This is a genomic window from Streptomyces deccanensis, from assembly GCF_022385335.1.
Taxonomy (GTDB): Bacteria; Actinomycetota; Actinomycetes; order Streptomycetales; family Streptomycetaceae; genus Streptomyces; species Streptomyces deccanensis.
This window is the reverse complement of the sequence record NZ_CP092431.1, coordinates 3,979,156-4,000,898: the sequence shown is the minus strand read 5'-3', so window position 1 is coordinate 4,000,898 and position 21,743 is coordinate 3,979,156. Positions and strand designations below refer to the sequence as shown.

Genomic DNA, 21,743 nt, shown 5'->3' with positions numbered 1-21,743 from the left:
CCTAGAAGTATGTGGTCACGATGACGATGCCAGCGGCGCCATTGCCACCCGCGAATGCAGAGGTGGAAGACTCGGCAATACCGCCGCCCCCGCCGCCTCCATAGAGTCGACCGGAAGTGCCGGAGGCTCCCGCAACAGTGGCAACGCCGCGACGTTGACCGCCGAGTACCGATCCGCCGCCCCAGCCGTCAGACGAGACATTGCCGCCAGCTACGCGGCCGTTGCCGCCGTCGTCTCCCTGGATCAGGAGATCCCCAGTGGTTCCGGTACCTCCCACACCACCGCCGATGACGAGGTTGGCGGTAGAACTCCGAGCCGCTGTCTGGGCTATCCCACCTTCGCCTCCACCAGCTACCACGAGGGTGCCGAAAGAAGAGTCCCCGCCGTTGGTCCCATTGTTGGAGCCCGCTGCACCCCCAGCTCCGCCAGTACCCACGGTGACAGTCTCGGAGGTTCCCACTGAATTGGCAGAAAGCCACGACTCGGCATAGCCACCTCCGCCACCCCCGCCCGAGGCTCCCGCTTCTCCCGAGTTGGTAGCGGAAAGGATTCCTCCACCTCCGCCCCCTCCGGCCTGCACCTGGATTCTCACCATGCGTGCGCCGGGAGTCTTATCCCATGTGTCGTTGTCGGTGAAGATGTCCACCTGTGGATCTTGAGGAGCGGCGTCCACAGCGCCGATGATCATGTAGGTGGTGCCCACCGGGATAAGAACAACCCTGGCGCCAGGGAGCGGGTAGTAGCCCGACATGACCGTGTACCGCTTCTGAGAAACAACCTTCTCCCCGTCGAACAGAACACGAGGGTTGATGCCGCCCAAGAAGTCTGCCGGGTCGTAATTGAAATCGATACGGCCCAGGCGAATGGGACGGTTCTCCACGTCAGAGGCGGAGTTGGCCTCAGTGAAACCCTTGATGACGCGGAGGAAGTCGTGAGCCTTGCGACTCGAACCGGAGCCAGCCATCAGTCCTCCTCGAACACAGGCACGGGGGTGATGGGTTCCTGGCACAACCCGCACTGACCGCGGAAGATACCGTCGGCGTTCTCGTGCAAGGTCACCGGATCGGGAATGCCGAACGCCCGACAGGTGGGTGTGGTACAGGTGCTGGTGCCGGGGATCGACAGCCAGTCCTCATACTCCGGCCAGACCTGTTCGTCCCGTGGCTTCTGTGAGATGGCCTCCAGGGTGGAGCGGAACTCCGCGGCCAGTGCCTCGTACTCGGAGCGCTTCATCCTGTGAACTCCTGCCAGGACAGCCAGTGGACGTTGGTGTCCACGTCGCTGGTTCGGAAGATGTAGGCGGTGAATCCGGTCGGTGTCGAGAAGCGGTAACCCACTTCACGGACACGGGCCCACGGATAAGCCGAATGAGCCGTGAGAAGGACCACCGGTTCGTTGGTCCCGACGTGGTTGACCTTGACCTCAGAGGCCGTGGCCGTGTTGGTCTGCGGGCTCATGAGCACAGAGCCGAACAGGATGTTGGCCGCACTGAGTGCGCCCGACACAACGAGATCGTCACTGATGGTGGTGGTCATTTCCCAACTCCCGCGGATTCGGATACGTGAAGAGGCTGGGCATGGCAGCCACCCAAGGAACTGCCACACCCAGCCTCATGACTCGGCACCCATCGAACCGAGTCGTCCCGGCTGGCCGACGACAATCAGGGACCGGGAGTTGAAAGGCTGGGTGTGGGAGCGCTGGATATCCCTCCGGGCAGCGACCCGGGTGGGGCCATGGCCATGCCCCAGGACAACTCCCACACCCAGCCGGTCTGTGTGTCAGGCCCGCGCGCGATACAGACGGTGAGAGTCCACGTACTGACCGGGCAGGATCAGGCACCGGTACACGCTGTCGACCTCGATCTCGCCACGGTCGAGCATCCGGCCGAGAAGCCGAGGCACGGCGTTGAGGGAGAGGCCAGGGAGCGCCTCGAAGAAGCTCCCGTATTCCATCCCGCCCGTCGGGCTCTCGCCGAGGACGGCGAGTACCTTCTCCCGAGCCTCACGGACCTTCACGACGCCGCCGCGATGGCGGCGAGGGCGCGGTCGGTGACCTGGCCCTTGATGGTCACGGACGGGTCGTACGGCTCGGCTCCGCCGGACTTGGCGGACGCGGCGGCGATGACCTGGGCTCCCACCTGCTGACGGCCCTGGCCGTCGAGAAGGAGCTGGCTGTAAGCGATGAAGTCGTCCACGTGCATGGTGACGCTGGCCATCTCGGGTACCTCTTTCGTTACGCGGTTGAGCGGTCGGACGGTGATACGTGGGTGGTGCAGTCGGCCGGCTACAGGTGCTCGCCGTCGGCGATGGCACGCAGCTCGGAGACCAACTTGTCGTCGGCTTCCTGCTGGTAGAGGTGCCAGACCGTCCCGTTCGCCTGGGCCATGAGACGTTCCGAGACGCGGTCACGGCGGGCGGTCTGACCCTCCGGCGAGACGTAGGGCGTTCCCGGCTCGGGAGCGCGGTCGGCACGCAGCGGCCGGTTGGCTCGCTGCTCCCACTCGGCCCGCTGGCGGTCCCTCTCGGCCGACTGGCTCATGGCCTCGAACGTCTGGCGCTGCTGGTCGCGCCGCGCGCTCTCCTGCGCCTCCCTGGCGATCTGCTGACGGGCCGTCGCCTCCGGGTGCGGCACACCCTGGTTGGCGAGCGCACGAGCACGGGTACGGACGTCCCGCTCGTGCTCCTGCCGCCCCTTCGCGTTGGCCTCGTGGACGCTGCTGTAGTCCGTGCTGCCACGCATCTGACGCTGGATCTCACGCGTCGTGGCGTCGCCCTTCGGCTCCCGCGACTCGAAACGGCTGGGAGACGTTCCCGCTATCAGCCGGTTCCACAGTTGCTGAGTGACCTTGTCGGCCATGGTTCCTACTCCTCTTCCTCGAAAGCGGCTGGTGTGGTGTGGCGCGAATTCCGAGGCGGCAGGTTCACCCACGTCGCCAGGGCCTCGCTCATCTTCCGAGCCAATTCCTCGTCGGCCTTGAGAACCAAGACCCGAGCGGCCTTCTCCGCCTCACGCCCCAGGCGGAACTGTTCCCGGAGCTCCCGGTACTTGGGTTCGTCTCGGCCCTCGACTCCCTGACCGAGAGCCTTCCTCAGCTCCGCCAATCCCTCTGGGGTGAATCCCTCCCACGGCGGGAGAGGGTCGGGCTCGTTCTTCTTCAACCGAGCCGCTTTGACCTCGGCCGCCCATTCCTTGCGCTGGCGGATCTCCTCATCCGAGAGTTTCCGCGTATTGCAGGAAGGTTCCACATACGGCTCGTCCGAGCGGAAGTGATTGCCCAAGTCGTACCGCTCGAAGAACAGACGGACCCTTTCACCCTGCGGCGGGTCCTCATTCCCGCGAGTGAATTCCTCGGGCACTGTGTAACCGGCGTCCGCCAGCTCTTTCAACCGGCCCAACAGGTGGCCCGTCCGGACCATCTCCGCTAGACCCCTGCTCGATTCCCAGTGCCACCTCTGCCGCTCTTGCACGGCCGGATGATCAGGGTACTTCTTGCAGCTCGGGCCGTGAGTTCGGCAAACTTCCACACCAGCCTGAGCGCGTCGCCTGAGTTCCTGCATCGAACGGAGAGGCATAGTCAGTCACCCCAAACCGGATCAGGCTTGGTGTGGAAGAGCGTTACCGCGTCTTCCATCTCAAGCGTGATCTTGGCAGGGACTTCCAGACCGAGGAGCTTTGCCAGCTTCATGTTCAGATCCGCGATGGTGCGCACACAGGCATTCCGCTCCGCCACGGTCTCGGCATTGGCCAGGTTCTCGTGGGCCTCGCGGACCATGTCGGTGAGCGAAGACTCACGATCCAGGCGCATGTCATCCGCCGAGTCTGAACCCAAGTTCTTCCGAGCCCGAGCGATGCGGCGTTCCACCACATCCTTGGTCAGGCCCATGGAGCGACCGATGGCGATAGCGGAATTGCCCTTCTTGTGGAGGGCGTAGACCTCTTCCGCCTGCGCGTCCAGCTCGGCCGCATTCAGAGTGCCAGCGCCCAATGGGGCATCCGGCTTGCGCGGCTTCGACCTGCTCGGCTTTCCCTCGGCCACGACTTCTCCTCCTTTCGGTCGAATGGATTTTGCATGGTTGCACGTGCAATAAGAATAGGATTCTTGACAACTCTGTGTCAAGCAATGTATATGGCGCGCGACGTGGGGAAACCGCAATATCGCGGATAGCGTGGATTCATGAGCAATCGATATGTGGATGCCTATACCCGATGGATGGATAACGTCGATATCTCAGGTGGCCCCCATGCCTGTTGGCCCTGGAAAGGTCACCGCACGAAGAAGGGGTATGGCGAGTTCCAGGTGGGCGGTAGGAAGAAGCGGGCGCACAGGTGGCTAGCGGAACGCGCCCTCGGGTACGAGCTGGACCCGGACATCTTCGTGTGCCACACCTGCGACAACCCGCCGTGTCAGAACCCACGACACCTGTTCATAGGGGACGCTCTCGACAACAACCGCGACAAGGCAGCGAAGGGCAGACATCCGGGAGGCTGGCACGGCAACCAATACACGGGAAGTCTCGCGCGTGCTGCGTGAGTTGCGCTCGTACTCATCTCGTGAGTACGTCGTTAGGGCGACAGAATCGCGTCTCTCGGCTCCCAGCAGTACGAGCGCGACAGAAGACACGCAGACTCGTACCGATCTCGTCAGAGAGCGCCTGAGAGCTTTCCGTCATTCTGGCTGGTCAGCGAGTGCCGGCGCGCACGCCGAAAAGCCCTCGACTTCCTGAGTCGAGGGCTTCTCTGCTGGGTGTGGGACTACTTCGCGGCGTCGTCGGCCTTCGGCTCGTCCGTCGTGACGGGAGCGGGCGTTGCCTTCTTCGCGGGAGTCGCTCGCGTCGGGCTCTTCTTCGCGGCCGGAGCAGCAGCGGGCTTGGCGGGCGCCTTCTTCGCGGGAGCCTTCGCGGTCCCTGCGGTCGGAGCCTTCGCGGCCGTCTCGCCGAGTGCGGCGGCGCGCATGGTCTTCCTGCACGCTGCACGCCCGGCCTTCGTGCTGGCGTGCTCGCAGTTGCTGTGGTCGAAGTGCTGGCGGGTCATCGTGTGCTCCTCGGTGGGTCGCGGTCTTGCTGACGAGGAACACGCTCTCGGACTACGCGACCCGCTCCGTAGGGCCGAGACGGCTTTCCGTGGTGAATCGTCGGCTGTTCGTAACGTTGGTGCAGGGGTGGCAAGTTGAGGCCCCGTCCGACCATTAGTTCTAAAACCGCAGGTCAGAGCCCTTGTATTGACGCAATCAAAAAATCAGACCACCATGAGGGCCTTGTTGCTCGCTTCTGGCGCGAGCGCATCCCACGAGAGGAAGTGCCGTGCCGAAGGGTCACAAGTGTCCGGTCTGTGACAAGAACACGCTTCAGCCGTACACCACCAACCAGTTGAAGTGCTCCCAGTGCCAAACGGTCGTGAAGAAGGACCAACTCCGCTGAGCTGCATGGGTCGGCTTCGCGACCGCAGCGAACCCACCAGAGAAGCCCGGCCACTCCCTGTGAGTGGCCGGGCTCTCTCGCGGTCTCGGGAGGTGCGGTGACTATTCCTCGCTCTCCTCACCCTCGTACGGCGGGATGCGCTGGCCACGGCTCTCGGCGATGTTCAGGACTTCCGTCGTGCACTCGACCAGGCGCTCCAGGAACACGCGGAGTTCAGCGGCCGACGGCTGACCATCGCCCTCTAGCACGGCGCGCGTGAGCGCGACCAGGGCGGCGGCTGCCTCGACCTGCTGGTTCTCGATGTTGTCCGCCAGGAGGGACAGCATCGTGGGTGTGCCGTCGGTGATCAGGTGCGCTCGCTTGCCCTCGGGTCCCGAGAACGGTAGAAGCCTTACGTGGGTGCTCATACCGTCGCTCCGTGGAAGTCGATGCCGAGGGTTGCCAGGGTGAGAGCGGTGCGCCGGTCCCTCTGCCGCTGGCGCTCTCGCTCCTGTTCGTTCTGGATCACGTAGGGCCGGACGAGCGGCAAGCCGTCAGCCACGATCACGCTGAAGTGGTCTTGGTCCTGGGCGAGCGGAGTCGGCCAGGTCGAGCGAGAAGCGGGACGTACCACACCCAACGTCTGAGTCGGTTCGTCTGCTGTCCGCGCGGGGGTGTGCTGTGTCGGCACAGCCTGAGCGGGTGGGGTAGAGCGGCGCTTGCCGTTGGACGGCATGAGCCACGAGAGGATGAGGGCCAGTACAGTTCGCACGTCTGCACTCCTTGTCAGTGCGGGCCATGCCCCCGGACCGGTCGCACGGTCGCGGGGGTCTTCTGTGTGGTGCGTGCTTGTTCTCTTGTGTGGCTGGTTGTGCTCGGTCGTACGGCGGCGAGCTTACGCGCTATCGCGTAAGCGCACTACCGCACTACCGCGATAGCTCATTCCCGCGTAAGCGCGGACTCTGGGGTTATTGACCTTGATCGATCGGTGCCTGTTTGGCCCCAGGTAGCGGCCGAACTCAGGAAGAGGCTTGACGCGGGGCAGTACCCGGTGGGTGAGCGATTCCCCGGCACCGTGGACATTGCAGCCGAGTTCGACGTGAGCCAGTCCACGGCACAGAAGGCCGTGGCTGCTCTCCGTGCGGAAGGGCGGCTGTACACCGTGCTGGGCCAAGGCTCGTTCGTGAAGGGCGACGAGTAGGGCTGGTGTGGAACGTAGGTGATGGACGTGCCAGAGGCCGCTACCCTCCTCGCAGAAACGCGGCGTAGTGCTGCACGCGCGCTGGGGGCGCGCTGCAAGGGGTGGAGTGATCTTGGTGCGTATCCGAAGACTTGGCCTGGGTCTCGTGGCGGGCGCGGCTCTGGTCGCGTGCTCTGCCCAAGGAGGCACCGCCTTGGCAGACGTGCGGCAGGCGTGCACAGACATGGGCTTTGAGGACGGCAAGAGCACCGAGTCTGACGGTTCGTCTGTGGGTGAGCAGAGCGCCGACGAGTGGGCCGAGGACGCGGCCGACTATGACGAGATCGCCGACCAGGTAGCGCGGGCTGCTCGCGAGGATCGACGCTGGGACAGGCTCTCGAACGCCCTCACAGACTTCCAGGCTGTCATGGAGCAGATGGTCACGGTTACAGACGAGTCGTTGCCACAGGTCGACCGTGACGCCGCCCAAGCTCAGATTGACCGGCTGGACGTACAAGAGATCGGCCGAATCGTGAACCAGGAGTGCCGCAAGATCCAGGCGCAGTAAGCCCCGCGTAAGCGCGAGAGATGGGTGTGGAACAGAGGACGTACCACACCCACCGTGTCGTCACTCAGTGTTCAGCCAGCGAGCGACACTCCGTGACGGTCAGGAGTAGCGGTCGCCCAGGTTGTGCATGGTGTTGACCGCGCGCTGAGAGGCCATGTCCGCGCCGTACCTGCGCAGCATGGCCGGGCTCTTCCATCCCCGGATAGCCATGATGTGCTCGCCGGATACGCCCCTGGCTTTCAGGTCATCCGCCCAGGAGTGGCACCAGCAGTGCGGCGACACCTCGGCCGACTCATACCCGGCTCGCTCTGCCACACGCTTGGTCATGTTCCACAGACCCGAGTACCCGAGCCGTGGGCGGTTGTTGAGGCCGAGCCAGAGCCACGGCTCAGTGTGCTTCTTGTGTGTGGTGCGGAGACGTAGGTAACGGGTGAGCGCCTTGACCGTCGACGGCTGTAGCGGGATGACCCGGCCGTCCACACTGTTCCTGTCCATCTTGAGCGGGACGACCACGAGAACCGCGCCCTGGAGATCCAGGTCTTGGACGCGGATGTTCAGGATCTCCTCTGCGCGCAGGCCCTCCGTTAGTACACGGAGAAGTGCGTGGTCACGCGTGGTCTCGAAGTCCTTTCGCCCTGGTCCCCACGCGGTGATGTCCAACGTGTCCTGGATGAACTCCTCGGACAGCGTCCGTGGCTTGCCGAGCTGCGGAGCCGCGTACTTGTGGAACTTCGGGTCGTCGTACGGGTTCGGGTGGTCGTACTCCTCGGAGAGGTAGACGAACAGAGCGCGGAGGTTCCGCTGCGTCGTGTTGACCCCGCCCGTGTAGCCGCCTTTGCCGTCCTGGCTCTTGGGCACGTCCTTGGTCTGGTACCACCAGCGGAAGAACGCGTTGGCTGTCGAGACATCCACGTCGGTGAACGAGGTGACTTCCACACCCACCGCGTTGACGTGCTGCGATGCGCCGATCCAGGCAGAGAGTGCCTTGCCCGCGTTCACGTAGGCGTTGATCGTCTTCCGCTGGAAAGGGCGACCGTGCTTGTTCGTTGTGGTCGACAGGTGCAAGTCAAGCTCAGCGATGAGCGCTGCCCTGACGTCCTCGGGTGACGTGAGCGCACGTACGGCGCTCTCTGTCGTACGCCGAGTGTCTGTGTCTGTCGCGCTCTCGGCGACTCGCCTAGGAGCGCGTAGCGCGCTCTTGCGCGCACCCCTCTGTACTGCCTCAGCCATGGTCTATGGCTCCCTCGGTTCGAGGAGCCAGAGCGTCAAGCGACTTACCCGGCTCCATGACGACTAGGAGTCACAGAGCCGGATGGCGCTGACTGTTCCGCGTTTGCGCAGATCAGACCACGTATAAGAGGCCGTGGCGGGAATCGAACCCGCGTAACTCGCTTTGCAGGCGAGTCCCTAAACCACTCGGGCACACGGCCGGGTTGGGGGCGGGGGCCGGGTGGGCTCTCGCTCCGAACTCGATGGGTCGACCGTAGGCGGGGGGTGGGTGAGGGCTCAAGGGTGGTGGGGGTGCTGCAACGGGACTGCCATACGCCGTTCATGAATGGGGTGCGGGGTGGGCGTACAGGCGGGCGTACCTGTGGGCTTACGACCAAGGTCCTGGGTGGTGGGGGGCTTCGGACAGGGGCGAAAGTCCGTCGTGCCCCTTACGCTGGCTCGCATGGTCGATTCCGAACCGCGTGGCGCGGGTGTCACGCAGAGCCCCGCCCCGACGCCGGTCGCCGACGGTGCGGAAAGCGTGCTGAGCCGTTCCTACCGGGGGCTCAGTATCGGGATCGTCTCGGTCGTGCTGCTGATCGCCTTCGAGGCCATGGCGGTCGGCACGGCCATGCCGGTCGCGGCGCGGGAGCTGGACGGGATCTCCGTGTACGGGTTCGCGTTCTCGGCGTACTTCACGACCAGCCTGTTCGGGATGGTGCTGTCGGGGCAGTGGGCGGACCGGCGGGGACCGCTGGGACCGTTGACGGCGGGGATCGGTGCCTTCGCGGCCGGGCTGGTGCTGTCGGGGACGGCCGGTGCGATGTGGCTCTTCGTCCTCGGACGGGCCGTGCAGGGGCTCGGCGGCGGGCTGGTGATCGTCGCGCTGTACGTCGTGGTCGGGCGGGCGTACCCGGAGCGGCTGCGGCCCTCCATCATGGCGGCCTTCGCGGCGAGTTGGGTCATCCCCTCCGTGGTCGGCCCCCTCGCCTCGGGCGCGGTGACCGAACAACTGGGCTGGCGCTGGGTGTTCCTGGGCATTCCGGCGCTCGTCGTACTGCCGCTGGCGCTGGCCCTGCCGCAGATACGGCGACGGGCATCCGGGCCGGTGACGCCCTCGCCCTCGCCCTCGCCCTCGCCCTCGCCCCCGTCCTCCGTTTCCGCCCCGGCCCCCTCCTTCGACCGCCGTCGTATCCGCCTCGCCTTCGGGATCTCCCTCGGGGCCGGGCTGTTGCAGTACGCGGCTCAGGATCTGTCGTGGTGGTCTCTGGTGCCGGCGGCCGCGGGGGCCGGGCTCCTCGTGCCGGCCGTGTCGGGGCTGTTGCCGAAGGGGACGTACCGGGCGGTGCGGGGGCTGCCGTCGGTGGTGCTGCTGCGTGGCGTGGCGGCGGGCTCGTTCGTGGCGGCCGAGTCGTTCGTGCCGTTGATGCTGGTGACCCAGCGAGGGCTGTCGCCGACGCTCGCCGGGTTCTCGCTGGCGGCCGGTGGGGGGACCTGGGCGCTGGGGTCGTGGGTGCAGGCGCGGGCGCGGGTGGAGCCCTACCGGGAGCGGCTGATGACGGTGGGGATGGTGCTGGTCGCGATGGCGATCACCACGCTGCCGGGGGTGCTGGTCGACTCCGTCCCGGTGTGGATCGTGGCCGTCGCCTGGGCTTTTGGGTGCTTCGGGATGGGGCTCGTGATCTCCTCCACCAGTGTGCTGTTGCTCCAGCTCTCCGCCCCGGAGGAGGCCGGCACCAACTCCGCCGCGCTCCAGATCTCCGACGGTCTCACCAACGCGCTGCTCCTCGCGGCGGGCGGCGCCGCGTTCGCCGCGCTCGGTGGTGGTGCGGTCGGCCACACGGCCACCACGACCGCCGCCGCCACGTCCCACCCGGCCGCCTTCGTCGCGGTGTTCCTGCCGATGGCGGGGGTGGCGTTGGTGGGGGCCTGGGTGACCACGCGGTTGCGTAAACCGGTGGTTATCGGGTGATCGCTGCCCCTAGCCTCGCTCCATGACCGAGATCACGCTCCACCTCGACCCCGAGCGCCGTCGTGCGCTCGCCGACCTCGCCGATGCCCTCGGGCGGCGGCCCGAGGAGGTGGCCGAGGAAGCCGTCGAGATGTTCTTGCGGGCGGAGGGTGTCAGCGTGCGGGCAGTGGCCGAGCGGCTCGCCGCGCGGTATGCCGAGTTGCTGCGGAGGCTGGGGGAATGAGCGCGCAGGTGCGGGACACGAGCCGTCATCTGACCGTCGCCGACGTGACGGCCATCGCCGAGATCGCCTTCGGCGGGCGGAAGCCCGAGACGCGGGAGGCGGGGCTGCTGGAGTCGGCAGTGCACCGGTCGCGTGCCCGGATGTTCGGCACTCCGGCCTACACCGACCGCTACGAGCAGGCCGCCGCCCTGCTGCACGCCCTCGCCACCAACCACCCACTCGTGGACGGCAACAAGCGGACGGCCTGGCTCGCGGCGGCCACCTTCCTGGCGGTCAACGGGGTGGACCTCGCGGCGGTGGACCAGGACCGGGCGTACGACCTGGTCATCGATGTGGCCTCCGGTGGGGAGAGCGAGGTCGGTGCGATCGCCGAGCGGTTGCGGGGGTTGTGAGGTGGATCCCATCGCCGGGGGAGGGGGTGTCGTACGCGCGTCGACACGGTCCGGGCGCCGGTAGGGTGGCCCGGTTGTCATACGTAGCCGAGGTGTCCGCGTCGCTGCGCGAGTCGCCCGGGGCTACCCGCCGAGCCGCTCGACCCCCAGACCGGAGACCGTGACTACCACCGCCACCTCCTCCTCGAACCACCACCTCTCGCCCGCCTTCCCGGGCCGTGCCCCGTGGGGTACCGCCAGCAAGCTGCGCGCCTGGCAGCAGGGGGCGATGGAGAAGTACATCCAGGAGCAGCCGCGGGACTTCCTCGCGGTCGCGACCCCGGGCGCCGGTAAGACGACCTTCGCGCTGACGCTCGCGTCCTGGCTGCTGCACCACCACGTCGTGCAGCAGGTGACGGTCGTGGCGCCCACCGAGCACCTGAAGAAGCAGTGGGCCGAGGCCGCGGCGCGGATAGGGATCAAGCTGGACCCGGAGTACAGCGCGGGCCCGCTCAGCAAGGAGTACGACGGGGTCGCGGTCACCTACGCCGGTGTGGGCGTGCGGCCCATGCTGCACCGCAACCGCAGCGAGCAGCGCAAGACCCTGGTGATCCTGGACGAGATCCATCACGCCGGCGACAGCAAGTCCTGGGGCGAGGCCTGCCTGGAGGCGTTCGAGCCGGCCACCCGCCGGCTCGCGCTCACCGGTACGCCCTTCCGCTCCGACACCAACCCCATCCCCTTCGTCACGTACGAGGAGGGGGCGGACGGCATCCGGCGGTCCTCCGCCGACTACACCTACGGCTACGGCAACGCGCTCGCCGACAACGTCGTGCGGCCCGTCATCTTCCTCTCCTACAGCGGCAACATGCGCTGGCGCACTAAGGCGGGCGACGAGATCGCCGCGCGCCTCGGCGAGCCCATGACCAAGGACGCGGTCAGCCAGGCGTGGCGTACGGCGCTCGATCCGCGCGGTGAGTGGATGCCGAGCGTGCTGCGCGCCGCCGACCAGCGGCTCACCGAGGTCAGGAAGGCCATCCCGGACGCCGGCGCCCTCGTCATCGCCACCGACCAGGACTCCGCCCGCGCCTACGCCAAGCTGATCCGGGAGATCACGGGGACGAGCGCGACGGTCGTCCTGTCCGACGATTCCGGCGCCTCGGACCGTATCGACGAGTTCAGCCGCAACACCGACCGGTGGATGGTCGCCGTGCGGATGGTGTCCGAGGGCGTCGACGTGCCCCGGCTCGCCGTCGGGGTCTACGCCACCACCATCTCCACCCCGCTGTTCTTCGCCCAGGCCGTGGGCCGGTTCGTACGGTCCCGGCGGCGCGGCGAGACCGCGTCCGTGTTCCTGCCGACCGTGCCCGACCTGCTCACCTTCGCCAACGAGATGGAGGTCGAGCGGGACCACGCCCTCGACAAGCCGAAGAAGGCGGGCGAGGAGGACCCGTACGCCGAGGAGGACAAGCTCCTCGCGGAGGCGGAGAAGCAGCAGGACGAGGACACCGGCGAGCAGGACATGCTGCCGTTCGAGGCGCTGGAATCCGACGCCGTGTTCGACCGGGTCATGTACAACGGCGCCGAGTTCGGCATGCAGGCCCACCCCGGCAGCGAGGAGGAGCAGGACTACCTCGGCATTCCGGGGCTGCTGGAACCCGACCAGGTGCAGCTGCTGCTGCAGAAGCGGCAGGCACGGCAGATCGCGCACAGCCGCAAGAAGCCCGACGCCGAGGCCGACCTGGTGGAACTACCGGCGGACCGGCGGCCCGTGGTCACCCACAAGGAACTGCTGGAGCTGCGCAAGCAGCTCAACGGCATGGTCGGCGCGTACTCCCACCAGAGCGGCAAGCCGCACGGGGTCATCCACACCGAGGTACGCCGGGTGTGCGGCGGTCCGCCGAGCGCGGAGGCCACGGCGGGGCAGCTACGACAGCGGATCGCCAAGGTGCAGGAGTGGGCGACCCGGATGAAGTGACGCCGGGGAGCGCGATCCGGGGCGCGATCGAGAGCACGCGCGCTCGCACATTTCATGACAAAGCGAAGTAGTCCGTACCGCTCACTGCCCGGATTCTGGACGGAGTCTTCCGCTCAGCGAACCCCCTCGTCTACTGTCCCGCTACGCACACGCCCCGTGGCAGCGCCGCCGCGGAGCGCAGCCGTGAAGCGACTCCGCCCGGACCATCCGGGTTCAGCCGATCGGCGGCCTCTGTAGCGCGTCGCCGACGGGACCGGTGACGCATCAGCCGTGACAGAGGTCGCCGCCCTCACCACGAAGGAGTGGGCGTCGTGACCGCGGAGACCTCTCAGACGCTGGATCGGGGACTGCGTGTCCTCAAGCTGCTCGCCGACACCGACCACGGGCTGACCGTCACCGAACTGTCCAACAAGCTCGGGGTCAACCGGACCGTCGTCTACCGCCTGCTCGCCACCCTGGAGCAGCACTCCCTCGTCCGTCGTGACCTGGGCGGACGTGCCCGGGTTGGGCTGGGCGTGCTGCGGCTCGGGCGGCAGGTGCACCCGTTGGTGCGGGAGGCCGCGCTGCCCGCGTTGCGCTCGCTGGCCGAGGACATAGGGGCGACCGCCCACCTCACGCTCGTCGACGGCACCGAGGCGTTGGCCGTCGCCGTCGTCGAGCCGACGTGGACGGACTACCACGTGGCGTACCGGGCCGGGTTCCGGCACTCGCTGGACCGGGGGGCCGCGGGTCGGGCCATCCTGTCGGGGCGGCAGCAGCCGGGGGACTGGCCGGGGTACGCGCTCACGCACGGCGAGCTGGAGGCCGGGGCGAGCGGGGCCGCCGCCCCGCTGCTCGGGGTGACGGGGGTCGAGGGCAGTGTGGGTGTGGTGATGCTGGCCGACGCGGTGCCGGAGCGGGTGGGCCCGCGGGTGATGGACGCGGCACGGGAAGTCGCCGACGCGCTGCGGTGACCCGCCCCCGGCGATACAGCCCCCAGCAATGCAGCCCCGGTAGCACCCCCCCCGGTGACACGGGGCGCGTCGGTCAGGGGCGTAGGTCAAGCGAGGCCAGCCAGCTCAGCAGGTGTGCGGTGAAGACGTCCGGCTGCTCCATGTTCACGTAGTGGCCGGCGCCCTCGACGGAGACGGCGTGGCCCTTCGCAGCGACCGTGGTGACCAGGCGTTCGGCCATGGCGATGAGGTCGGGGGCGTCCAGGGCGCCGTTGACGGCGAGGGTGGGGGCGGTGATGCCGGCCGCGCGGGCCCAGGTGTCCGTGACCGGGACGTACCAGTCCGTCTCGCCGACGGTGTGCTTGAGGGCGGTGGCCCGGCTCATCTCCCGTACCCGCCGGACGATGTCGGGGTCCACGTCCTCGACCGCGCGGTACGGACCGGCGACGGCCTCACCGACCACTTCCAGCCAGCCCTCGAGGTCGCCCGACATCAGCGTGCCGTAGTAGCGGGCGACGCTGTCCTTGGTCCAGGGGTCCGTGTGCTCGGGCTCGCTGGTGCCGACGCCGATGACGACGAGGGCGCGTACCAGTTCGGGATGTTCCAGGGCCGTGTCGACCGCCGTGCCCCCGCCCATCGACATGCCGACCAGGATCGCCGGGCCCGTGTCCAGGTGGCGCAGCAGCGCGGCGAGGTCGTCGGTGAAGCGGAACGGTTTGCTCGCGTTGGCGGAGGCGCCGTGCCCTCGCGCGTCCGGGGCGATGACCCGGTGGCCCGCCGCCGTCAGGGCGGGCACCAGATCGCGCCACATGGTGTGGTCCGTGAAGCCGCCGTGCAGCAGCACGAGCGGGGTGCCCGAGCCGGCGTCCTGGTAGGCGAGGGGGCCGTCGTCGGACGGGAAGGTGTGCGTGAGGACCTGCGACGCATCAGTCATGACAACCAAGGTGTCATGTTGCGCGAGAGATGACAACCCAGTTGTCATTTCGCGGCGGGGGTGGGGCGGCGTGGAGTCGGGGGCGTGGGCGACACAATGAGCCCGTGACAGAGACCAATGAGCCGCTGCCGCCCGACGCGCTCGCCGGGCGGCTGTCCGAGGTGTTCGCCGTCCTGGGGCCCCTCTACCGGCGGACGACCCGCGCGCTGGAACTGAAGGAACGGAAGGAGGGGTTCCCCGTCGGCGTGCGCGCGGTCCTGGAACTGTTGCGCATGGCCGAGCGGCCCATGACCGTGCCACAGATGGGGCGGACGCTGGCGTTGAGCAGGCAGTTCGTGCAGCGGATGGTGAACGAGGCGGCCGGGCGGAACCTCGTCGAGGCCATCCCCAACCCCGCCCACCAGCGCTCGTCCCTGATCCGGCTGACCGGAGCCGGCCGCGAGGCCATCGACGCGCTGGTCGCCCGGGAGAGCGCGCTGCTGAAGCAGGCCGGAGGCGATCTGACGGCGGCCGACGTCGACTCCTGCGTGCGGGTCCTCACCCAGCTCCTCGCCCTCTTCGAGGACGTGGACGTCAACTGAGACCCGCGGCGGCAGACGGCCCCGGCCATTTACCGGCCGTCGTCGCCGGCCGTCGTCGCCGGCGGTCGTCGGCGGTCTCGGCGGTCCTCGGGGGGCCACCGCCCCCTGGCCGGAAGTACCCCTCACGTTAGATTGATCCCGTGCTCACTCGTCTCTCCAGCCTTTCGCGTCCCATCGCCGTAGCCGTCGGCGCCCTGCCGGTGGTGGGGCTGCTCGTCACGGTGGCGTTCGCGCCGTTGCCGTTCTCCGTGGCACAGCCCGGGATGACGGCGAACGTGCTCGGCGAGAACAAGGGCGAGCCGGTGATCACGATCAGCGGCGCGGAGGCCCGGAGGACCAGCGGCCAGCTGCGGATGACGACGATCGAGGCGACGGGGCCGGACGCCCGTGTCGGCCTCGGCGACGTGCTCGACGGCTGGTTCCGTACCGACCAGGCCGTCATGCCGCGCGAGGCGGTCTACCCCAGCGGCGACACCACCGAGGAGATCCAGGAGCACAACGCGGCCGAGATGAAGGAGTCCCAGGACACCGCCACCGAGGCCGCGCTCGCCTACCTCGGCGAGGACTCCGGCGACATCGAGGTCACCCTGCGGCTCGCCGACGTCGGCGGCCCCAGCGCGGGCCTGCTCTTCTCCCTCGGCATCATCGACAAGCTCGACGGCGACGGCAGCGGCGGCGACCTCACGGGCGGCCGGGTCATCGCCGGTACGGGGACCATCGACACCTCGGGCAAGGTGGGCGCGGTCGGTGGGGTCGCCCTCAAGACGCAGGCCGCCCGCCGCGACGGCGCCACCGTCTTCCTGGTCCCCAAGGCCGAGTGCGCCGACGCCAAGGCGGAACTGCCCAAGGGGCTGCGGCTCATCCCGGTGACGACCCTGAAGGGAGCGGTCGGCTCCCTCGTGGCGCTGGAGACGGGCAAGGGGTCCGTACCCAGCTGCTGACGGCGGCCCTTTCAGGCCTCAGGTCGTCGGCTCCCGGGGCCCGTCGGCGCGCTCGCGCAGCGCCTCCTGCTCCACCAGCGGGATGATCCGCAGCGGAACGGGGTTCTCCATGACGATCGCCGTGGCGGCCCGGACGATGCCGTCGAAACCGACGACCCGGTCGATCACCCGCTGGAGATCGGCGTTCGAGCGGGCCACCAGCCGGCACAGCATGTCCCCGCTGCCGGTCGTGGTGTGCAGCTCCAGCACCTCCGGAACCGTCGCCAGGTGCGCCCGGACATCGGCCCCCTGCCCCTGCCGGATCTGCAGGGTCGCGAACGCGGTGACCGGGTAGCCGAGCGCGGCCGGATCCACCTCGGGGCCGAACCCGCGGATCACGCCGTTCGACTGCAGCCGGTCGAGCCGGGCCTGCACCGTGCCCCGCGCGACCCCCAGCCGCCGCGACATCTCCAGCACCCCGATCCGCGGCTCGCGCGCGAGCAGGACGATCAACCGCCCGTCCAGATGATCGATCGCCACGAGACCTCCCGAACTGGTCATGCTGTGCGGACCACGGCGCATGAGGGGCATGTCGCTGAACAGATTGTCCAGCGGATACGCCAACTGTTGCACACCTTGTGAGGGCGGAGCACTCTGCGGTTATGGCAGCCACCTCCGCGGGCACCCCCGACACGCACGGCACGCACGGCACGCACGGCACGCACGGCATGTACGACGTCCCCGGCGCCGCACGGCAAGCGGAACCCTTCCCGGTCAAGGGAATGGACGCGGTCGTCTTCGCGGTGGGCAACGCCAAGCAGGCCGCCCACTACTACTCCACGGCGTTCGGCATGCGCCTCGTCGCCTACGCCGGCCCCGAGACCGGCAGCCGCGAGACGGCGAGCTACGTCCTGGAGAACGGCTCGGCCCGGTTCGTCCTGACCTCGGTCGTCAAACCCGCCACCACCTGGGGCCACTTCCTCGCCGAGCACGTCGCCGAGCACGGTGACGGCGTGGTCGACCTCGCCATCGAGGTCCCGGACGCCCGCCGCGCGTACGCCTACGCCGTCGAACACGGCGCGCGTTCCGTGGCCGAGCCGTACGAGATGAAGGACGAGCACGGCACGGTGGTGCTGGCCGCGATCGCCACGTACGGCACGACCCGGCACACCCTCGTCGAGCGCGCCGGCTACGACGGCCCGTACCTCCCCGGCTACGTCGCCGCCGAGCCCCTCGTCGAGCCACCCGCGCAGCGCACGTTCCAGGCCATCGACCACTGCGTGGGCAACGTCGAGCTCGGACGCATGAACGAATGGGTGGAGTTCTACCGCCGCGTCATGGGCTTCACCAACATGAAGGAGTTCGTGGGCGACGACATCGCCACCGAGTACAGCGCGCTGATGTCCAAGGTCGTCGCCGACGGCACGCTCAAGGTCAAGTTCCCCATCAACGAGCCCGCCCTCGCCAGGAAGAAGTCCCAGATCGACGAATACCTGGAGTTCTACGGCGGCGCGGGCGTCCAGCACATCGCGCTCAACACGAACGACATCGTGCGGACGGTACGGACGATGCGGGCGGCGGGGGTCGAGTTCCTCGCCACGCCGGACTCGTACTACGACACGTTGGGGGAGTGGGTCGGCGATACGCGCGTGCCCGTCGAGACCCTCCGCGAACTCAAGATCCTCGCGGACCGGGACGAGGACGGGTACCTGTTGCAGATCTTCACCAAGCCGGTGCAGGACCGGCCGACGGTGTTCTTCGAGATCATCGAGCGGCACGGGTCGATGGGGTTCGGCAAGGGGAACTTCAAGGCGCTGTTCGAGGCGATCGAGAGGGAGCAGGAGAAGAGGGGCAACCTGTAGACGGGGCGCCTCATAGCTCGGGGGGCGTGGGTTCGTCGGCGACCGCGGGTCCGGCGGGGCTTCTCGCGCAGTTCCCCGCGCCCCTAAAAGACAGCAGGCCCCCTGCGGCCCTGAAAGGCGAGCGGCGGCCGGTCTGAAAAGCAGCGGGCGCAGCCCCTGCTTTTCAGGGGCGCGGGGAACTGCGCGAGAAGCCCCACGCACCCGCACCCGCCGACGAACCCCGCACCCCCACCCCCTCCCGCGCATCACGCCCCCGCACCCGCACCCCCACCCCCCACCACATGAGGATTCAACCGCCGCGCCTCCTCCAGATGCCTCCGCCCCGCCGCCTCCAACCCCACCGCCCGTTCGATGACCCCCCGGTGATACGCGTACACCGCACTCCGCACCTCCCCACCCCGCGCCCGATCCGTCGCCCGCCGCGCGAACCCCAGCGCCCTCTCGTCCTCCCCGGCCCGATGCAACGCCCACCCCAGCGCGTCGGCCACCCGCAGCCCGGGCTGGCGTTCCCACTCGGCCCGCAGCACCCGCACCGCCACCGTCGGCGACCCGTGGTCCGTCTCCAGCGCCCCGAGGACGAGCGACTCGTTCACCCCGGCCGCGGCGGACCGTGCCACCAGCTCCCGCACCACGCCGTACTGCTCCCGCGCCTCCCGCGCCCGCCCCAGCGACTCGTACAACTCACCCAACCGCAGGGCCACTTCGGCGGACGGCCGCCGCGCGAGCGCCGACCGGTACGCCCGCACCCCCTCCGCCGTCCGCCCCAGCGCGGCCAGCGCACGCCCCCGGCACGCGCCGGCCTCCGGGTCACCCCCGGCGGCGCCGGAGCCGCCGGCCTCGCAGTACCGCAACGACTGCTCCGCCTCCCCCCGCTCCCAGGCCAGCTCCCCGGCCCGTACCCACCACGCCGCACCCGCGGCCGACGGCCCCGCGGCCGAGGTCTCGGCGGCCGCCGCGTCGGAGAGCGCCGCGGCCGCGTCCTCGCGCGCCCCCTGGTCCCAGGAGACCAGCGCGGCCCGCGCCCTGGCCGCCGGACCGGAGTCGACGGCGAGCATCCTGTCCCGGGTCGCGCGGGCGGCCTTGTACCGGCCGAGCCCGTCGTACGCGTCGATGAGCAGCGCGTACGAGGTCCAGCGCCCCGGCGCCACCCGTACGGCCTCCTCGCCCCAGCGTTGCGCCGCGCGGAAGTCGCGGCGGGCGACGGCGAGGGCGGTGAGACCTTCGAGGGCGTCCGCGTTGCCGTTCGGCCGGAGCCGCAGCGAGGTGCGCAGGGCGCGTTCGGCCCGGGGGTAGTCGCCGACGCCGCCGGTCCGGCGGGCCCGTTCGACGTACGCCACACCGAGCACCGCCCACGAGACGTGGTCACGCGGACGGGCCCGCACCCGGGCCTCCCGCTCCCGCACGACCGAGGCCACCTCGGACGGCGCCGCGGGCACGCCGGCCGTCACGGTCGCCGTCACCCGTGCCCCCGCCTCGGCCCCCGCCGCACCCACCACCCGCGCCTCCCGTCCGCCGCTGCCGTCACCCCCGTCCGGCGGCACCACCATCAGCACACCCCCGAGCACGAAACACCCGACGACGGCCCAGACCACCCGCCGCCCCCGCCCGCCGGCCCGCCACCCGGCGGGCCACGGCCGCACCGCCCGCTCCTCGTCATCCACAGACATGCCGTCACTGTGCGTCAATACGACGACCACATCCCGCCACCCGAACGCCCGCGCCGACGGGTTCACACCGATGGCCGCGAGTGCGAACCTGTGATCATGAGCCGTATCCAAGCCCCGTCCGACGAGACGACCGGCAACCTCGTCGACCGACTGCTCAGCGGCCTGCCGCCGGAGGCGGTCCTCGTCGATCCGGACGTCACCACCTCCTACGCCAACGACATGGCGAGCTTCTGCGAGGCCGGCGTCCCCGCGGTCGTCGTGCTGCCGCGGACCGTCGAACAGGTGCAGCACGTCATGCGCATCGCCACCGAACTGCGCGTCCCGGTGGTCCCGCAGGGCGCCCGTACCGGCCTGTCCGGCGGCGCCAACGCCTCCGAGGGCTGCGTCGTGCTGTCCCTGACGAAGATGGACCGGATCCTCGAGATCAACCCGGTCGACCGTATCGCCGTCGTCGAACCCGGCGTCGTCAACGCCACCCTCTCCCGGGCGGTCAACGAACACGGCCTGTGCTACCCGCCGGACCCCTCCAGCTGGGAGATGTGCACGATCGGCGGCAACATCGGCACGGCCTCCGGCGGCCTGTGCTGTGTGAAGTACGGGGTGACCGCCGAGTACGTCCTCGGCCTGGACGTCGTGCTCGCCGACGGCCGGCTGATGTCGACCGGCAGGCGCACCGCGAAGGGCGTCGCCGGCTACGACCTGACCCGGCTCTTCGTCGGCGCGGAGGGCTCGCTCGGCATCGTCGTCCGCGCGACCCTCGCCCTCAAGCCGCAGCCGCCCCAGCAACTCGTGCTGGCGGCGGAGTTCGCGTCGGCGGCCGCCGCCTGCGACGCGGTGTGCCGGATCATGGCCGGCGGGCACGTCCCGTCACTGCTCGAACTCATGGACCGTACGACGGTGAAGGCCGTCAACGACCTCGCGCACATGGGGCTGCCGGAGACCACCGAGGCACTGCTGCTCGCCGCCTTCGACACCCCGGACCCGGCCGCCGACCTCGCCGCCGTCGGCGCCCTGTGCGAGGCGGCGGGCGCCACCCAGGTCGTCCCGGCGGACGACGCGGCCGAGTCCGAGCTGCTGCTCCAGGCGCGCCGGTTGTCCCTCACCGCGCTGGAAGCGGTGAAGGGCACGACGATGATCGACGACGTGTGCGTGCCGCGCTCCCGGCTCGGCGAGCTGCTCGACGGCGTCGACCGCATCGCCGAGAAGTACGACCTGACCATCGGGGTCTGCGCCCACGCCGGCGACGGCAACACGCACCCCACCGTCTGCTTCGACGCGGCGGACCCCGACGAGTCCCGGCGCGCCCGCGAGTCCTTCGACGAGATCATGGCCCTCGGTCTGGAACTCGGCGGCACGATCACCGGCGAGCACGGGGTGGGCATCCTCAAGAAGGAGTGGCTGGCGCGGGAGCTGGGCCCGGTGGGGCTGGAGATGCAGCGGGCGGTGAAGTCCGTCTTCGACCCGCTGGGCATCCTCAACCCGGGCAAGCTGTTCTGACGTCCGTGTTCCCGGGACACGCCCCTCACTGGGCGAGGAGTTCGGCCAGGCCGTCGTCGATGCCGAGCATGTCGAACTCCGAGCCCGGCGGGACCATCCGCAGGGTCCGCTCCAGCCAGGCCGACACCGCGGCGGCGGGCGCTTCGAGGAGCGCGTCCCCGTCCGGCGAGCTGAGCGCCATCAGGACGACGCTGCGGCCCGACACCTTCGTCGGCCACACCCGCACGTCCCCGTGCCCGCACGGCCGGAACACCCCCTCGACGAGCAGCTCCCGCGCGAACGTCCAGTGCACCGGCCGGTCGGAGTTGACGTGGAAGGTGATGTGGACGGCGTACGGGTCGTCGCTGCGGTAGCCCAGCTTGGCCGGTACGGGGATGCTGCGCTCGGGCGACAGGACGAGTCTGAGCTCCAGTTCGCGCTCCACGACGGTGTGCCGCATGGTGATCGTTCCTC

The 21,743-nt window shown here is 69.1% G+C and carries 27 protein-coding genes and 1 tRNA gene; 11 read left to right on the top strand and 17 right to left on the bottom strand.

Going from position 1 to position 21,743, the window contains the following annotated elements; all coding sequences use genetic code 11:
- Position 1 precedes the first annotated feature (1 nt).
- The 11 genes from L3078_RS17870 to L3078_RS17820 all read right to left on the bottom strand — a co-directional run bounded on the left by L3078_RS17870 (position 2) and on the right by L3078_RS17820 (position 5,958).
- On the bottom strand, positions 2-964 hold the full coding sequence (locus L3078_RS17870; protein ID WP_239760757.1) for a glycine-rich domain-containing protein: 963 nt from the start codon (positions 962-964) through the stop codon (positions 2-4).
- Positions 964-1,233, bottom strand: a complete 270-nt coding sequence (locus L3078_RS17865) for a hypothetical protein (protein WP_239754809.1) — start codon at positions 1,231-1,233, stop codon at positions 964-966. Before L3078_RS17865 ends, L3078_RS17870 begins: the two co-directional genes overlap by 1 nt.
- Positions 1,230-1,535 (bottom strand): hypothetical protein, encoded by a 306-nt coding sequence (locus L3078_RS17860; RefSeq protein ID WP_239754808.1) that lies wholly within the window; start codon positions 1,533-1,535, stop codon positions 1,230-1,232. Before L3078_RS17860 ends, L3078_RS17865 begins: the two co-directional genes overlap by 4 nt.
- 243 nt (positions 1,536-1,778) lie before the next feature.
- Positions 1,779-2,015 carry a hypothetical protein gene (locus tag L3078_RS17855; protein ID WP_239754806.1) on the bottom strand — a complete coding sequence of 79 codons (237 nt, stop codon included), beginning with the start codon at positions 2,013-2,015 and terminating at the stop codon, positions 1,779-1,781.
- Positions 2,012-2,215 carry a hypothetical protein gene (locus L3078_RS17850; RefSeq protein ID WP_239754804.1) on the bottom strand — a complete coding sequence of 68 codons (204 nt, stop codon included), beginning with the start codon at positions 2,213-2,215 and terminating at the stop codon, positions 2,012-2,014. The genes L3078_RS17855 and L3078_RS17850 overlap by 4 nt, the downstream gene beginning before the upstream one ends.
- Positions 2,216-2,283: 68 nt before the next feature.
- On the bottom strand, positions 2,284-2,856 hold the full coding sequence (locus L3078_RS17845; RefSeq protein ID WP_239754802.1) for a hypothetical protein: 573 nt from the start codon (positions 2,854-2,856) through the stop codon (positions 2,284-2,286).
- 5 nt (positions 2,857-2,861) lie between these two features.
- Positions 2,862-3,467: a hypothetical protein gene (locus L3078_RS17840; RefSeq protein ID WP_239754800.1), complete on the bottom strand. Its 606-nt coding sequence runs from the start codon at positions 3,465-3,467 to the stop codon at positions 2,862-2,864.
- Between the two features lie 107 nt (positions 3,468-3,574).
- Positions 3,575-4,036 (bottom strand): hypothetical protein, encoded by a 462-nt coding sequence (locus tag L3078_RS17835; RefSeq protein ID WP_239754799.1) that lies wholly within the window; start codon positions 4,034-4,036, stop codon positions 3,575-3,577.
- 716 nt (positions 4,037-4,752) lie between these two features.
- Positions 4,753-5,031, bottom strand: a complete 279-nt coding sequence (locus tag L3078_RS17830) for a hypothetical protein (protein WP_239754798.1) — start codon at positions 5,029-5,031, stop codon at positions 4,753-4,755.
- 487 nt (positions 5,032-5,518) lie between these two features.
- Complete coding sequence (locus L3078_RS17825; protein WP_239754797.1) at positions 5,519-5,824, bottom strand: hypothetical protein; 306 nt, start codon at positions 5,822-5,824, stop codon at positions 5,519-5,521.
- Positions 5,821-5,958: a hypothetical protein gene (locus L3078_RS17820; protein WP_239754796.1), complete on the bottom strand. Its 138-nt coding sequence runs from the start codon at positions 5,956-5,958 to the stop codon at positions 5,821-5,823. Before L3078_RS17820 ends, L3078_RS17825 begins: the two co-directional genes overlap by 4 nt.
- A gap of 426 nt (positions 5,959-6,384) precedes the next feature.
- Here L3078_RS17820 and L3078_RS17815 point away from each other — a divergent pair, with 426 nt between their 5' ends.
- Together L3078_RS17815 and L3078_RS17810 are read left to right on the top strand one after the other, a co-directional pair.
- Complete coding sequence (locus tag L3078_RS17815) at positions 6,385-6,597, top strand: GntR family transcriptional regulator (RefSeq protein WP_338059510.1); 213 nt, start codon at positions 6,385-6,387, stop codon at positions 6,595-6,597.
- 193 nt (positions 6,598-6,790) lie between these two features.
- Positions 6,791-7,144 (top strand): hypothetical protein, encoded by a 354-nt coding sequence (locus L3078_RS17810; protein ID WP_239754795.1) that lies wholly within the window; start codon positions 6,791-6,793, stop codon positions 7,142-7,144.
- A 99-nt stretch (positions 7,145-7,243) separates the two neighbouring features.
- Here L3078_RS17810 and L3078_RS17805 read toward each other — a convergent pair whose 3' ends face one another.
- Together L3078_RS17805 and L3078_RS17800 are read right to left on the bottom strand one after the other, a co-directional pair.
- Positions 7,244-8,374, bottom strand: coding sequence for a tyrosine-type recombinase/integrase (locus tag L3078_RS17805; RefSeq protein WP_239754794.1), 1,131 nt, complete (start codon positions 8,372-8,374; stop codon positions 7,244-7,246).
- 128 nt (positions 8,375-8,502) lie between these two features.
- Positions 8,503-8,574 (bottom strand) — tRNA-Cys (locus tag L3078_RS17800).
- A gap of 242 nt (positions 8,575-8,816) precedes the next feature.
- Here L3078_RS17800 and L3078_RS17795 point away from each other — a divergent pair.
- The 5 genes from L3078_RS17795 (at position 8,817) to L3078_RS17775 (ending at position 13,850) form a co-directional block, all read left to right on the top strand.
- A complete protein-coding gene (locus tag L3078_RS17795) occupies positions 8,817-10,325 on the top strand; it encodes an MFS transporter (RefSeq protein ID WP_239754793.1) in 1,509 nt (502 codons plus the stop codon).
- A gap of 22 nt (positions 10,326-10,347) precedes the next feature.
- Entirely contained in the window at positions 10,348-10,548 is a 201-nt protein-coding gene (locus L3078_RS17790) for a hypothetical protein (RefSeq protein WP_239754792.1), read from the top strand.
- Positions 10,545-10,940, top strand: a complete 396-nt coding sequence (locus L3078_RS17785) for a type II toxin-antitoxin system death-on-curing family toxin (RefSeq protein WP_239754791.1) — start codon at positions 10,545-10,547, stop codon at positions 10,938-10,940. The genes L3078_RS17790 and L3078_RS17785 overlap by 4 nt, the downstream gene beginning before the upstream one ends.
- Positions 10,941-11,100: 160 nt before the next feature.
- Entirely contained in the window at positions 11,101-12,897 is a 1,797-nt protein-coding gene (locus tag L3078_RS17780; RefSeq protein WP_033525001.1) for a DEAD/DEAH box helicase, read from the top strand.
- 311 nt (positions 12,898-13,208) lie between these two features.
- Complete coding sequence (locus L3078_RS17775; RefSeq protein WP_033525002.1) at positions 13,209-13,850, top strand: IclR family transcriptional regulator; 642 nt, start codon at positions 13,209-13,211, stop codon at positions 13,848-13,850.
- A 73-nt stretch (positions 13,851-13,923) separates the two neighbouring features.
- Here the strand turns inward: L3078_RS17775 and L3078_RS17770 are convergent, their stop codons facing one another.
- Positions 13,924-14,763, bottom strand: a complete 840-nt coding sequence (locus tag L3078_RS17770; protein ID WP_239754790.1) for an alpha/beta fold hydrolase — start codon at positions 14,761-14,763, stop codon at positions 13,924-13,926.
- Between the two features lie 104 nt (positions 14,764-14,867).
- On the opposite strand from L3078_RS17770, the gene L3078_RS17765 reads away from it, so the two are divergent.
- Entirely contained in the window at positions 14,868-15,344 is a 477-nt protein-coding gene (locus L3078_RS17765) for a MarR family winged helix-turn-helix transcriptional regulator (protein WP_239754788.1), read from the top strand.
- A gap of 140 nt (positions 15,345-15,484) precedes the next feature.
- Positions 15,485-16,285: a S16 family serine protease gene (locus L3078_RS17760; RefSeq protein ID WP_239754787.1), complete on the top strand. Its 801-nt coding sequence runs from the start codon at positions 15,485-15,487 to the stop codon at positions 16,283-16,285.
- Between the two features lie 18 nt (positions 16,286-16,303).
- On the opposite strand, the gene L3078_RS17755 is transcribed toward L3078_RS17760, so the two are convergent.
- Positions 16,304-16,804 carry an Lrp/AsnC family transcriptional regulator gene (locus L3078_RS17755; RefSeq protein WP_391806783.1) on the bottom strand — a complete coding sequence of 167 codons (501 nt, stop codon included), beginning with the start codon at positions 16,802-16,804 and terminating at the stop codon, positions 16,304-16,306.
- Between the two features lie 188 nt (positions 16,805-16,992).
- Here L3078_RS17755 and hppD point away from each other — a divergent pair, with 188 nt between their 5' ends.
- Positions 16,993-18,126, top strand: a complete 1,134-nt coding sequence (gene hppD / locus L3078_RS17750) for a 4-hydroxyphenylpyruvate dioxygenase (RefSeq protein WP_239760362.1) — start codon at positions 16,993-16,995, stop codon at positions 18,124-18,126.
- A gap of 245 nt (positions 18,127-18,371) precedes the next feature.
- On the opposite strand, the gene L3078_RS44595 is transcribed toward hppD, so the two are convergent.
- On the bottom strand, positions 18,372-19,793 hold the full coding sequence (locus tag L3078_RS44595; protein WP_275593152.1) for a tetratricopeptide repeat protein: 1,422 nt from the start codon (positions 19,791-19,793) through the stop codon (positions 18,372-18,374).
- A gap of 90 nt (positions 19,794-19,883) precedes the next feature.
- Here L3078_RS44595 and L3078_RS17740 point away from each other — a divergent pair, with 90 nt between their 5' ends.
- Positions 19,884-21,290, top strand: coding sequence for an FAD-binding oxidoreductase (locus L3078_RS17740; protein ID WP_239754785.1), 1,407 nt, complete (start codon positions 19,884-19,886; stop codon positions 21,288-21,290).
- A gap of 25 nt (positions 21,291-21,315) precedes the next feature.
- On the opposite strand, the gene L3078_RS17735 is transcribed toward L3078_RS17740, so the two are convergent.
- Positions 21,316-21,729 carry an SsgA family sporulation/cell division regulator gene (locus tag L3078_RS17735; RefSeq protein WP_220648495.1) on the bottom strand — a complete coding sequence of 138 codons (414 nt, stop codon included), beginning with the start codon at positions 21,727-21,729 and terminating at the stop codon, positions 21,316-21,318.
- Positions 21,730-21,743: the final 14 nt, after the last annotated feature.

Coding starts and splice junctions, on each gene's coding strand:
- L3078_RS17870 (WP_239760757.1), bottom strand. CDS start 964: ATGGCTGGCTCCGGTTCGAGTCGCAAGGCTCACGACTTCCTCCGCGTC.
- L3078_RS17865 (WP_239754809.1), bottom strand. CDS start 1,233: ATGAAGCGCTCCGAGTACGAGGCACTGGCCGCGGAGTTCCGCTCCACC.
- L3078_RS17860 (WP_239754808.1), bottom strand. CDS start 1,535: ATGACCACCACCATCAGTGACGATCTCGTTGTGTCGGGCGCACTCAGT.
- L3078_RS17850 (WP_239754804.1), bottom strand. CDS start 2,215: ATGGCCAGCGTCACCATGCACGTGGACGACTTCATCGCTTACAGCCAG.
- L3078_RS17845 (WP_239754802.1), bottom strand. CDS start 2,856: ATGGCCGACAAGGTCACTCAGCAACTGTGGAACCGGCTGATAGCGGGA.
- L3078_RS17830 (WP_239754798.1), bottom strand. CDS start 5,031: ATGACCCGCCAGCACTTCGACCACAGCAACTGCGAGCACGCCAGCACG.
- L3078_RS17825 (WP_239754797.1), bottom strand. CDS start 5,824: ATGAGCACCCACGTAAGGCTTCTACCGTTCTCGGGACCCGAGGGCAAG.
- L3078_RS17805 (WP_239754794.1), bottom strand. CDS start 8,374: ATGGCTGAGGCAGTACAGAGGGGTGCGCGCAAGAGCGCGCTACGCGCT.
- L3078_RS17795 (WP_239754793.1), top strand. CDS start 8,817: ATGGTCGATTCCGAACCGCGTGGCGCGGGTGTCACGCAGAGCCCCGCC.
- L3078_RS17790 (WP_239754792.1), top strand. CDS start 10,348: ATGACCGAGATCACGCTCCACCTCGACCCCGAGCGCCGTCGTGCGCTC.
- L3078_RS17785 (WP_239754791.1), top strand. CDS start 10,545: ATGAGCGCGCAGGTGCGGGACACGAGCCGTCATCTGACCGTCGCCGAC.
- L3078_RS17770 (WP_239754790.1), bottom strand. CDS start 14,763: ATGACTGATGCGTCGCAGGTCCTCACGCACACCTTCCCGTCCGACGAC.
- hppD (WP_239760362.1), top strand. CDS start 16,993: ATGTACGACGTCCCCGGCGCCGCACGGCAAGCGGAACCCTTCCCGGTC.
- L3078_RS44595 (WP_275593152.1), bottom strand. CDS start 19,793: ATGTCTGTGGATGACGAGGAGCGGGCGGTGCGGCCGTGGCCCGCCGGG.
- L3078_RS17735 (WP_220648495.1), bottom strand. CDS start 21,729: ATGCGGCACACCGTCGTGGAGCGCGAACTGGAGCTCAGACTCGTCCTG.